The 12,401-nt window shown below is 40.5% G+C and carries 13 protein-coding genes; 3 read left to right on the top strand and 10 right to left on the bottom strand.

Annotated elements, in window-relative coordinates; translation table 11 throughout:
• Nucleotides 1–22: 22 nt before the first annotated feature.
• The 8 genes from CSV60_RS08755 to CSV60_RS08790 form a co-directional block, all read right to left on the bottom strand.
• A complete protein-coding gene (locus CSV60_RS08755) occupies nucleotides 23–1,234 on the bottom strand; it encodes a type II secretion system F family protein (RefSeq protein ID WP_099636705.1) in 1,212 nt (403 codons plus the stop codon).
• A 2-nt stretch (nucleotides 1,235–1,236) separates the two neighbouring features.
• Nucleotides 1,237–2,274: a type IV pilus twitching motility protein PilT gene (locus tag CSV60_RS08760; RefSeq protein ID WP_099629806.1), complete on the bottom strand. Its 1,038-nt coding sequence runs from the start codon at nucleotides 2,272–2,274 to the stop codon at nucleotides 1,237–1,239.
• Nucleotides 2,275–2,285: 11 nt separating this feature from the next.
• Nucleotides 2,286–3,953 (bottom strand): GspE/PulE family protein, encoded by a 1,668-nt coding sequence (locus CSV60_RS08765; RefSeq protein ID WP_099629805.1) that lies wholly within the window; start codon nucleotides 3,951–3,953, stop codon nucleotides 2,286–2,288.
• 15 nt (nucleotides 3,954–3,968) lie between these two features.
• The gene (locus CSV60_RS08770; protein WP_099636706.1) at nucleotides 3,969–5,450 is read right to left on the bottom strand and encodes a VanW family protein; all 1,482 of its coding nucleotides are present in this window, start codon (nucleotides 5,448–5,450) and stop codon (nucleotides 3,969–3,971) included.
• A 20-nt stretch (nucleotides 5,451–5,470) separates the two neighbouring features.
• The gene (locus CSV60_RS08775; protein ID WP_099636707.1) at nucleotides 5,471–6,967 is read right to left on the bottom strand and encodes a hypothetical protein; all 1,497 of its coding nucleotides are present in this window, start codon (nucleotides 6,965–6,967) and stop codon (nucleotides 5,471–5,473) included.
• 17 nt (nucleotides 6,968–6,984) lie between these two features.
• Nucleotides 6,985–7,464 (bottom strand): hypothetical protein, encoded by a 480-nt coding sequence (locus CSV60_RS08780; protein ID WP_099636708.1) that lies wholly within the window; start codon nucleotides 7,462–7,464, stop codon nucleotides 6,985–6,987.
• Complete coding sequence (locus CSV60_RS08785) at nucleotides 7,461–7,901, bottom strand: type II secretion system protein (RefSeq protein WP_099629801.1); 441 nt, start codon at nucleotides 7,899–7,901, stop codon at nucleotides 7,461–7,463. Before CSV60_RS08785 ends, CSV60_RS08780 begins: the two co-directional genes overlap by 4 nt.
• An 89-nt stretch (nucleotides 7,902–7,990) precedes the next feature.
• The gene (locus CSV60_RS08790; protein ID WP_099636709.1) at nucleotides 7,991–9,202 is read right to left on the bottom strand and encodes a bifunctional folylpolyglutamate synthase/dihydrofolate synthase; all 1,212 of its coding nucleotides are present in this window, start codon (nucleotides 9,200–9,202) and stop codon (nucleotides 7,991–7,993) included.
• Between the two features lie 59 nt (nucleotides 9,203–9,261).
• On the opposite strand from CSV60_RS08790, the gene CSV60_RS08795 reads away from it, so the two are divergent.
• Genes CSV60_RS08795 through CSV60_RS08805 form a run of 3 tightly spaced genes read left to right on the top strand, consistent with a single transcriptional unit; the run spans nucleotide 9,262 to nucleotide 11,827 of the window.
• Nucleotides 9,262–10,128 (top strand): ATP-grasp domain-containing protein, encoded by an 867-nt coding sequence (locus CSV60_RS08795; RefSeq protein WP_099629799.1) that lies wholly within the window; start codon nucleotides 9,262–9,264, stop codon nucleotides 10,126–10,128.
• A complete protein-coding gene (locus CSV60_RS08800) occupies nucleotides 10,125–10,913 on the top strand; it encodes an ATP-grasp domain-containing protein (RefSeq protein ID WP_099636710.1) in 789 nt (262 codons plus the stop codon). Before CSV60_RS08795 ends, CSV60_RS08800 begins: the two co-directional genes overlap by 4 nt.
• Nucleotides 10,910–11,827 (top strand): MBL fold metallo-hydrolase, encoded by a 918-nt coding sequence (locus CSV60_RS08805; RefSeq protein ID WP_099636711.1) that lies wholly within the window; start codon nucleotides 10,910–10,912, stop codon nucleotides 11,825–11,827. Before CSV60_RS08800 ends, CSV60_RS08805 begins: the two co-directional genes overlap by 4 nt.
• Nucleotides 11,828–11,899: 72 nt before the next feature.
• Here the strand turns inward: CSV60_RS08805 and CSV60_RS15835 are convergent, their stop codons facing one another.
• Together CSV60_RS15835 and CSV60_RS08810 are read right to left on the bottom strand one after the other, a co-directional pair.
• A complete protein-coding gene (locus CSV60_RS15835) occupies nucleotides 11,900–12,067 on the bottom strand; it encodes a hypothetical protein (protein ID WP_158233166.1) in 168 nt (55 codons plus the stop codon).
• Between the two features lie 3 nt (nucleotides 12,068–12,070).
• Complete coding sequence (locus tag CSV60_RS08810; RefSeq protein WP_099636712.1) at nucleotides 12,071–12,277, bottom strand: DUF6980 family protein; 207 nt, start codon at nucleotides 12,275–12,277, stop codon at nucleotides 12,071–12,073.
• Nucleotides 12,278–12,401 lie beyond the last annotated feature (124 nt).

Raw genomic sequence — 12,401 nt, forward strand, 5'->3', positions numbered from 1 at the left:
TTACTAACTTTTGTTATTTCCGTTACAAATTATCTATCTGCTCAAACATACTAAACATCGGTAACATGATTGCCAAAACTATAGTCCCGACTACTGCAGCTAAGAAAACAATCATTAAAGGCTCTATCAAAGCCTTTAAGCGGTCTGTAGCTGCTTCTACTTCTTTCTCATAAAAATCGGCAACTTTTGCTAACATGGAGTCTAAAGAACCAGTTTCTTCGCCAATTGCAATCATATGAGGAATTAATGGTGGGAATGCCCAGTGATTTAACATGGGTTCTGTCAAGGAACCGCCACGCTCCATGGATACTCTAGACTCACCAATCACTTTTGAAATGACTTCATTCCCCACCACCCTTTCTGTCATAGACAGGGCCTGTAAAATTGGTACAGAGCTCGAAAACATGGAACTTAATGTGCGTGTCATCATGGCAAGGGAAGACTTTTGAGCAATACTACCGAATATAGGTAATTTCAACAAGATAGTATCCAGAATATATTTCCCTTTTGGGTTGCTTCTGAACATGATGTACCCAACAACTAGAATTGAAACTATAAGAATGAACAAGTACCAGTAGTTTGCAATCCATTCACTAGCTGCCATTACCGCTCGAGTTAGCCAAGGTAGTTGTCCACCTATGCTATCAAACATATCTAGGAACATCGGTACGACGAACCATAGAAGAAAAATGACTACAGTGATCGCTATAATGCCTACTACAACTGGATATGCCATCGCTGATGTGACTTTTTGTCTTGTACGATACGCTTTCTCAAAATGCTCTGCTAATTGATCCAATGATTCATCTACCGTACCCGAAACTTCTCCTGCCGCCACCATGTTTAAAATTAACGGCTCAAACACTTTAGGATGTTTTCCGAAAGCTACAGATAACGCTGTACCTGTGCGTAAATCTTCTTGAACTGCGGTCAAAATCTTTCGAAATGCCGCCTGCTCCACCTGCATAGATAATATCCTTACTGCATCCACAATCGTGACTCCTGCTTGAAGAAGTGTAGAAAACTGCCGTAAGAACATAATCAATTGATCACGCTTCACCGGACTACCGATCGTAATATCCTTCGTTAGCATCGTTTCTTTCTGCTCAACAAGATTTACTACACGAATTCCCTGATCTTTAAGTTTAATCGCTGCATCTCGCTTATTCGTAGCCGTCACTGTACCACGGCGAATCGCTTTCGCATCTCGCCCTTCATATGTAAAACGAGCCACTCTTAATCATCCCCTTGCATAAACGGCAATGCCGCTTCATACGAAATGATTCTCTGATCCATCAAATTCTTTACGGAGTGGTCCATCATATGCATTCCAAGTGCACGGCTTGTCTGAATGACGTTCGGAATCTGGTGAATTTTCTCAGACCGTATCAAGTTTGATACAGCGGGATTATTAATCATAATCTCTGTCGCCGCACGTCTTCCTTGCTTATCCATAGTCTGGAATAATCGCTGGGAAACGACTGCCTTTAAAACACCTGCCAACTGCACGCGAATTTGTGCCTGTTGCCCATGAGGAAATACGTCTATAATTCTATCAATTGTCGAAGCGGCACTCCATGTGTGTAACGTCGCAAGAACTAAATGACCGGTTTCCGCAGCAGTGATAGCCGTAGAGATCGTCTCCAGGTCACGCATCTCACCTACTAATATGACATCCGGATCTTGACGTAAAGCAGCACGTAAGCCGTCCGCAAACGACAGTGTATCAAAACCGACTTCCCGTTGATCGATAATAGAAGAACCATGCTCATGCATATACTCAATTGGATCTTCTAACGTAATAATATGCTTTCGCATCGTTTCATTCATATAACGAATCATTGCCGCAAGTGTTGTGGACTTACCCGAACCAGTTGGCCCTGTAACTAAAATTAGTCCTTGTGCAGTGTCAGATAAGCTCTTCAACGTTCCCGGCATATTCAACTCATCGATCGTAGGTATCTTTGTAGGAATCGTCCGAAATGCTAATGATATCGCACCGCGTTGTTGGAATGCGTTGACACGGAAACGAGAAACGCCAGCGATTTCATAAGAATAGTCAATCTGTCCAGCTTCTTTAAATGCAGGAATCATCTTTTCTGGAATCGTTTGATAAGCAATTTCTTTTGTGTCTTCCTCGGTCATAACGATTTCACCAAATCGTTTCAAATCACCATGTACTCGGAAAACTGGGGGCACGCCAACAGTCAAATGAATATCAGACGCTTTGATAGTAAAGGCTTCAGTTAATAATTGATCAATTCTTTCGGTCACCGCAAACACTCCTAATCTATCAAGGCCACTCTCAACACTTCTTCAGTAGTGGTAATGCCTTGTTTCACTTTTTCCAAACCATCATCTATCAGGAAAATCGTTGCACTCTTCTCTGCGATTTCACGGAATACAGTAGGCGATGCGCTATTGTTGATCGCATTACGCATTTCAGCATTGATGATCAATACTTCATGAATCGCAATCCTTCCGCGATATCCTGTCATATTACATGCAGAACAACCCGCACCGCGATGAATCGTTTCAATCGTTTTCCTACGTCTAGCGAAAATTTCTTTTTCACGATCAGTAGCTAGCTGTGTAGTGCCGCAGTCCCGGCATACACGTCGGATCAATCGTTGAGCTACAATTGCATTAAGGGAGGCAGTCAAAAGGAATGGCTCTACACCCATATCAAGTAGCCGTGATATAGATGCAACCGAGTCATTCGTGTGGATTGTGCTCAAAACCAAATGTCCTGTCAAAGAAGCTCGTATCGCAATTTCTACCGTCTCTTTATCCCGAATTTCTCCTACCATGACCACATCAGGATCTTGACGCAATATAGAACGTAACCCTTTCGCAAACGTTAATCCCACATTCGTATTCACTTGAATCTGATTAATTCCTTCCAATTGATACTCTACCGGATCTTCAATCGTAATAATATTTACCTCTTCGCTATTTAACCGATTCAACGCCGCGTATAATGTAGATGATTTACCCGAACCAGTAGGTCCAGAGATCAACACAATACCGTTCGGCTTCTCAATTTCTCCAAGAAAACGTTCCAGATTCGTTGGACCAAAACCAAGCTTTGTCATATCATTCAATGAGCTACTCAAGTCCAAAATACGCATAACGACTTTTTCACCAAAAACTGTCGGTAAAGTTGATAACCGTAGGTCGATTGGACGGAAATCAATCATTACTTTGATGCGCCCATCCTGTGGCATGCGTGATTCAGTAATGTTCAAATTCCCCATGATTTTGATTCGGGCTAGAAGCATAGCCTGCATATGCTTCGGTATGACCCGTTCAGTCTGCAGTTTTCCATCAATTCTGAAGCGGATGATGACTTGGTGTTCTTGAGGATCAATATGAATATCACTCGACTTCATAGAAACTGCACTAGAAATAATCTGGTTCACTAGACGTACAACAGGAGAATCATTATCAACGATGTCATCCTGTTGCTCTGCCTGACTAGCAGATGTTTCGGGTTCTTCAAACAGCAAGTCATCAAATAATTCATCATCATAATATCTAGTGATTGTTCGTGTAATATCGTCTTTTGACGCAATTGCAGTATCAATATGGAAACCAGTAGACAACCGTAAATCTTCAATCGTATTGTAATCCATCGGGTCCGCCATGGCGACGAATAATTTATCTCCATCTTTTTTTAACGGAACAATCATTTTTTGCTGCGCCAAACTTTTAGGTACAATATTAAACAACTTCGGATCAAACGGATAACGGAATAAGTTGACGTGAGGAATTCCTAGCTGGAACTCTAACACTTCAATCAACTGTTGCTCCGTAATATACCCGCGTTGCAATAACGCATCACCTAGTCGCTCATCGCGAGTTTTTTCTTTCAACGTACTCATTAACTGCTCGTCCGTCAGCAAACCGGATTCTATTAATAAATCTCCAAGACGCTTTCTAGTTGTCGCCATCTCAATCCCCCTCTATCAATCGATTGGATCACCATTCTTGTCGACTTTTATAAGATTGCCACCTTTATCGTAATCATATTTCACATCATCTTTTCCAGTCGGGACATTTGTGTTACTTGAACCACTTCCATTAACTGCTCCCGAACCGCCGCTACCCGTTCCATTACTTGAAGAAGAACCCGTATTGCCCGAGCCTGGGCTTCCATCGCTACCTGATCCGCCACCATTTGAAGAAGTCGAACCTTTTCCGTTAGATGAAGTAGACGGGTTATCTGTCGAGCCATTACCTGATGTGTTTCCATCGGTATTGCTTGAAGCACTATCCACATCACTCTCAGGAACTTTCTCTACTACCTTTTTTAAACTATGTCGTTCAATAATCGGTTTTGGCGCATAGAAATCTATTGACACATCTTCCATTTCTTGCAATGAACCATTCAATAGAATATTCCGTTTAACCGCAACCTCCATGCCTTTCTTGCCTTTATCCACCACTTCAATCGCCCCTGCATTTACAAAGGCGCTATAACGGATAACCGTTTTCGGATCATACTTTGTGATTTTCTCCACTTCGGTATCGTAACGATGCACAAACGGTAGACCTTCAATCGACAGCTCCAATTGAGCGCCTGTCCAAGCCGTACGAATCGTGAAGACGGTTTGATTGGGGTTCGTGAACTGAAAATCTAAATCGAGCTTACGATTGATCGCTGCTTCAAATCCTGGTTCAACGCCCGCAGGTAATTCAGATGAAATATTGCGTTCATCTATAACCCAATTCGTCTGCAATGCTGCTTTATACAGAAGAGAAGACATAATAGTCATCTGTAAATCTGTCGCACTAGCAGACTCTTTACCGCTCAAATATTCACGGAATGAAAAGGTAGAATTCGGCTGAATTTCTAAACCATTCAAATCGTCCATCAATAAACGCAAACCTTTTTCTAACTCATCCACTTCATATGCGGCAGTAGCAATCACTTGTTTCTGCTCGTATAAATCAGGTATAAAATCCGCTATATATACTTGTTGTGGCATAATGCCGCTCTGTAGCTGAACTTCTAGTTGTGCGGCTATTTTCTCCACGTCATCTTCACTGAATGAAAGCGAATGGAAATTTTGTTTCATTACCGTACGAAGCCCTTCCCTAGAGACATTTGCGATTAATGAATTATCCACTCCACTTTTCGCTTCGTTTAGCGTAGCGTCTGGATCAAAATGTACTACCTCTGCCGGAACGTCTACTCGAAGATCTTGCACAATCAGCTGCATGGCCACGTTCTGTTCAAGCTCTAAAAAATCATTTACTAATTTTTCTTTCGCCTCTTTACGATTATGCTTTGATATGTCAAACGGGCCCGCATACGTGTGTTTACTAAACTTTTTAAAGTTTGAGAAGAAGCCGTCCCCTGCATAAGCTTGTTGGGCGAAAATGGCGGAGATGACTAGTAATAGAGCACCTAAGACGAGGCTAATTTTGTATTGTTTTAGTTTCATAGTAAATCTCCTGACTTTGATTAATTATATGTAACATCGATTTCAGGAGGCTCCCAATTAGGGTTATCTGTAATTCCCGAACTGTCGCTTCCACTTCCACCGCCAACACAGTTATCATATAACGCTTGTGGATTAGTTTTAAATACAGATTCTTTCACCGGAATTAAGTTTGTATATTTACCCATAATATTTTGGGGGTTGGCTTTTTCCTCCACAAAATAAATTTTACTATTTGAATCCATTGTTTTCAGATCTATCTTATTAAAATCAATATTTCCACCAACGCAAACTTTGGAATTGTTTTTAATAACAAGCGACTTCTCTACAACTAAATTCCCCTTAACAACTAAGTTGGAATTGTATATACAACCTGCTTTCTTCATTGTAAGTTCTTTACCGACTACCATAACTGACTTGCTAGTTAGCGCAAATTTTTCTCCAGTGTAGTTACCGTCGACAACTATTTTCATGTTTTTGAATTCGGTATTTTTCCCGTCCATAGCTCCTTTTGCATAAAGTATAGAATTCGAATAACCCGAGCTAGCATTCTTAAATTCAATACTTCCGGTTGTATATAGATTTGCTTGATTAGCTCCATTTAAGTTTTTCAGTTCAATATTTCCCTCAGCATACATGGTTATGTTATTCATAGTATTCATATTAGGTAGCTCAATGTTTCCTTTTGAATATATTTGCGTATTCTTAAAATCTATTCCGATATTACCATTTCCTTTTGTATAACCGAATGGAAAATACACAATGGAATTTATTGCGGTAAAATGAGTATCAGTAGATTTCTGTCCCAAGCATTTTTCATTGTTAGGATTAATAGTACATGGTGTAGTTTGCTTATTGCTTTCAATTAAACTTTGAATGTCCACAACGGGAATCGTCAAAGAATTCCCTCCATTGTTTGGCGGGTTGGAAATACTATCCTCAACTAGCAACGGAAAATCAAACAGTAGCTCAAAATCCAAACTTTTCGCTCGTTTGCTTCCTTTTCCATATTCCCCCAGAACTTTGCCTTTGACTAGTAAACCTATATACCTATCCGCGGAGTCTTTTACTCTAGTATAGTTTACAGGTCCTAAAATACTATATTGTAAAGAATCTGTTGTATCTGGCTTCGTTTTTTCAAGATTAGTGAAGTGAAGGTTGAGAAGTTGATCAACCATTTGATTTTGCCAGTTTTTTGCCGCTTGCTTAAGCTCTTCTTGTTTTTTTTCAGGTGTTATACTTTTGTTATTTATCATGATCTTATCGCTCTCATAGTCCAACTTTGTATTGTTCCAAATTTTACGTCTTTCTGCTTTAAATTTATTTATATACAGCCATTTATAATAATCTACACCCATTTCAGCAGCAGTATATGCCAGATGGTTGTCATCTACAATACGTTGCTGTTTAGCATTGCTAATCGATCCCCTCATGAAAACAGCACTACCTATCATGATAAATATGATGACAAGCAAGACAAGCACTAATGCATAGCCTTTTTCATTTTTAGGTAATTGCACACGACCGCTTCCTTTCCTCAAGGGGCTTCCTTATATCTGGATAATTCCAATGGGATGGATACTTTCAATTTATCGTTATTTGGATCTACAACCCAAAACTTTGATATTTCTAAATTCCCTCTCTTTGCGTTTACATAGAATCTTTCTTCAGTAGCTTCTGGATTTTTTTGATCTGTATAATACAGAAAGTTCGTACTAAGAATATAATCTTCTATAGTTTGAGATGACGTTCGGCAATTTCGAACGCTCACTCTTTGAGGCTTCACAACAAATTCATAACTTGAACACTTACGATGTAAACGTTGTGCTTCTGTCGCAATATAATTTGCCTCTTGCTGTAAGCGTAATTTTGCCGTCTCCGATGTATTCATTCGAGTACTTATTGAGAATGTTGTCCAGATAATTACAGATACCAAGGAAACAAGTAGTAGCGTTGCTAATAGTTCAACAACAGACATTCCTTGCTGATTCTTTCTTATTGTCCACTTTACATTCATAGAGCCCCATCCTCCACATAACCAAACGTCTCACTAATTTCCTTGCTATTCTCATAAATAGAAATTTGCAATCTATGGAGTGTAACAGAAGTTTCTGTGAAAGATTTCAAGTCTGATGGTACACGGTATTTCACACGGTATTCGTATTTAGGTTCATCTTGACGTGTATATGTATAAAAAATAAAATCAGATGACGATTCAGTATCTTTCTTTAGAACTGAAACCCCTTCATTATTCTCTAACGGCATCGGATTCTCTTTCCAAAAAATCAATTCTTTTTTAGCCAAATGGATCGTTTCAAGTTTAGATTCTGTCCGAGTATTAAATACATTCATTTGAGAAAAAATCGTCATGAAACTAACGAATACAATACCCAAAATTGTCAAAGCCGCTAGAATTTCGACTAGTGTAAATCCTTTTTCTTTCGTAGTATTCATGACATGACATTCCTCCCGTTTATATTCTCCTACTAAAACTAAATACCCTTTCCTAAACGTAATGGTCTATAAAACTAACTTTATTAAGCCTATTGTCTCATTAAACTACTTAATAAGTAAAGAGAGCCAACAACTACCTTTATGTATTTTTTCGGACATGTTAAATCCACTTCTTCAAACGAAATCATACGACTTGCCTCAATCGGGCAAACCGCTTGTAAATCCTTCGCTTTTGCAGCTTGTGCATGCGAAAAATCCACAAACGTAAAACTATTCGCAAGTGGTGCTAAAATCTCCAACGTTGCTTTATAATCTTTCGTATTCAACATTCCTACAATCCAATCCACTTTCTTTCCTGGAAATTGCTCGGAAATAGTACGTACCAACATACGCGCAGCAGCAGGATTATGAGCTCCATCCATATAAACGTGTTCTGCAATCTTTTGGAATCTAAACGGCAAAGCTACATTTGCTATAGCTTTAGCCACATGATCTTGTTTTAAAGGAACCCCTGCCAATGATAAAGCTTCTAGAGCAACCGCAAGATTAATTGCTTGATGTGGCCCTTTCATATTACGCACCGGAATTTCAAATGTAGACATACCGCAGAAGGTCTCCGTCGTTCCTTGCTTCATTGTGAATTCTTCGTCATATGCGCGTACTAAACTTTTATTCGACTTCGCCTCTGACAAGACAATCTCTTTCGCTTCTTTTGCTAATTCCCCTATAACGACTGGAATATACGGCTTAATAATGCCGGCTTTATGCGCGGCAATCTTTTCAACTGTATTACCAAGAAACCCCGTATGATCGAGAGCAATCGACGTGATGACGGACACTAAAGGCGTCACCACATTCGTGCTGTCGTATCTACCACCCATCCCCGTCTCAAGCAAGACGTAGTCCGGTCCTGCATTACGGAACGCTAAAAACGCTGCCACCGTCAGCAATTCAAAGTCCGTCAGCAAACCGCTCAATCCTGCTGCTTCCATCTCCTCAAACACATATTCCAATTCCTCTTGCGCAATCGGCTTTCCATTGATCCGAATCTGATCATATATATCCAATATGGCGGGTGAAGAAAACACACCGGTCTCAAATCCATGCGCTTGTAACACCGCTTCCATTACTGCAATCGTCGAACCTTTCCCGTTCGTACCCGCCACATGAATAATCCGCAAGTCTTTCTCGGGGTTCAATACACTCGCCAATGCCTTTTCTATGGCATCTAATCCAGGTTTAATCTCGTCGTCACTCATTATGTCAAATTGTTTTTTATATTCATCAAGTTTTGGAATCAAAGAAATTCCTCCTGTGCTAAAATTAAGTTATATACAGTATAGCAAAGGTGGCGTGGGGATTGAAAAGTTGTTGGGTTATTTATAATGGTAGTTTAACGAGTGATAAATTTGCCGATCAAGCGCGGCTTGTACAAGAAGCGGCAGAAAATGTTGGGGTACAGGCGACACTCTTAAAAAATTATGAGGTGCAGATGGATGTGCAAAATCAGATAAAAGATGCCCCTGATTTCGTCGTCTTCCTCGATAAAGATACATTGCTTGGACAGTATTTAAAAAATGCAGGAATCCCCGTCTTCAATGATCCTGAAGTTATTGAGACATGTGATAATAAAGCCAAGCAGTATCTTGAACTCGCGAAGCACGGTGTCGCGATGCCGAAAACGATCATCGCACCGAAGGTCTATCCAAACTTTTCGATTGCAGATAGTGGCTATTACGAGAACGTCCTTGAAACGCTCAGCTTGCCCATGATCATTAAAGAAGGTCATGGCTCATTTGGTATGAAAGTGTATTTGATCGAAACGAAAGAAGCTTTCTATGAAAAAGTCGATGAGTTGCGTGGTGTCGATTATGTCTTTCAAGAGTTCATCGAGACAAGTAGAGGGCGGGACTTACGCGTCAATATAGTGGGCGATCAAATCATTGCGGCCATGTATCGCCATTCAGAGACGGATTTCCGCGCAAATATTACGAACGGCGGCGTAGCTGAAGTTGTAAAATTGACGTCCGCTCAGGAAACATTGGCTATGGAAGCTGCAAAAGCAGTTGGTGCAGAATTCGCAGGAGTAGATTTGTTATTCGGTGCCGATGAACAACCCCTGGTTTGTGAAGTGAACGGCGCGGCACATATCCGCAACCTGTTGAACGTCACCGGTATCAACGTCGCTGATGCAATGATTGCGTATATATTGGAGAAGATTAAATGAAAGGTGCCATCTACTATAATGAGGAGGAAGCGAAGCGGAATCATGCGTTTATCGACGATCTATTAAAAGAAGCGAAGGTATTAGATATGAACGTGGAGTTGATAACGGATTCACCTGCTGAACCGCTTGATTTCATTTTATTCCGCGATCGTGATCCTGAATTAGCCTTAGAATTGGAACAAGCCGGTTATCGTGTGTTCAATCGAGCGAGTATACAAAAAATCGCCAATGATAAACTACGCACATTTGAACTGGCTTCCCTGCTTGGTATTCCCGCAGTCCCCACATTCAGAGTGGATCAACTTCCTACATTGCCTTTTATACTGAAAACACGCGGGGGTCACGGCGGAAGCGAAGTATTTCTATGTGAATCTGCACAACAAACAGAAGATATCCTAAATCAATTCGATCCTACTAAACTAATTGCACAACCTTTCATCGAATCTGACGCGACGGACATCCGTGTGTTTATGCTCGGTAATGAATTGTTAGGTGCAGTGAAACGAACAGGCGCGAAAGATTCATTCAAATCCAATTACACATTGGGCGGCACCGTGGAAAAGTATACGTTGAACGACACTGAAACCAAACAAGTTCAAACGATTTCCCGGGCAATTTCTAGCGATTATATCGGCATTGATTTCATACTTCCAATTAAAGGCGGCTGGTTACTGAATGAAATCGAGGATCCCGTTGGTGCCCGTTCACTCTATCAAACACATGAGTTTTCAGTGGCGAAGAAATTATTGGAGTATATCAAAAATCAGTTGAGTGATGAATCATGAGGAGAAAACGCTATACTAATTTAGATAACGTAGATACGCGTAAGACACTGCGAGAACTGATTCGGTGGCAGATAGAACGTAATGAGGGAAAGAAAGATTTACGTATCGTAATCGAGCAAGCGCCAGATAAAGAAATAGAAAAACTCGCTATTAATCGGTCGAAAGCATCCATTACTTGGATTGGACACGCTACATGTTTGATTCAAATCAACGGGCTCAACATAATTACGGACCCAGTCTGGGCAAAGCGGATGGGTTTTCAGAAACGATTGACGGAACCAGGAGTCGCACTCGTTGAATTGCCAGAGATTGACGTTGTAATTATTTCACACGGACATTATGATCATTTGGACTTTGGCACGATCAGACATCTAAAAGGTAATCCTAGCTATTTTTTTCCAGTTGGCCTACGCAGTAAATTTCAGATAAGAGGATTTAAAAAGGTCATCGAAGCGGAATGGTTTGACTCATTCGTGTTTGAAAGCACAAAGTTCACATTTGTTCCAGCACAACATTGGACAAAACGGACAATGACGGACACGAATACTTCGCACTGGGGCGGCTGGATTATCGAAAGTGCTGAACAATCGATTTACTTCGTTGGGGATACGGGATATTTCCGAGGTTTTCAAGAGATTGCCAAGAAGTTCACTATTGATACGGTGCTCATGCCGATTGGAGCGTACGAGCCGGAATGGTTTATGAAGGAAAGTCACTTAACACCCGAGGATGCAGTGAAAGGATTTTTGGATCTAGCTGGAAAGACATTCATTCCGATACATTATGGAGCTTATCATTTAGCGGACGATACAGGGCCGGAAGCTGTTGAAAGGCTGAATGCTGAGTGGAGAAGATTGCAGTTGGATGAAAATCGATTAAAAAAGTTGCTTATTGGGGAAACGTTGTGGTTGTAAACATATGGGCTGTTACCGAAAGTCATTATGATATTCGGTAACAGCCCTTTTACGTAGAGAGATGTACTCCATTTAATCTCTAGCGTTGACTTTAGCTAGGAAAGCCGTCATTAGCCATAAAAGGATCGGTATGATACTCCACAAGAAAAACTTCCAATTACTCGTTACTACTGAAAGAACGAAGAAAAAGACGAGTGCTAAAAACACAATTGCGACAGCGTACGTTTGAAGTTTATTCATTTTCTATCCCCTTTCCAATAATGTACTTCCACACCATGGGCAAAATGAAATCTCGATACTTGAAGTACCTCCATCATGAATTAACAATCCGTAATCTTGATCTGTTTTATCAAAAAGAATCAATTGATCAGGACAATCATACGGGTCTTTGTGTACGTCACATGTAAAAGTTGCATGATAAGCCACGTCTTCACAACAATGCTGTTTCATTTCTACTCACCTTGCTTTCTACTATCTCAGATCTACTCTTTTTATGTTTTCTAGTAAATTAACCACGCCAGTATATATAAGTGTAACAAACTCCACGGAACGTTTGTTGATGCCTGTTGGATAT

This window comes from Sporosarcina sp. P7 (genome assembly GCF_002743425.1).
Classification (GTDB): Bacteria; Bacillota; Bacilli; order Bacillales_A; family Planococcaceae; genus Sporosarcina.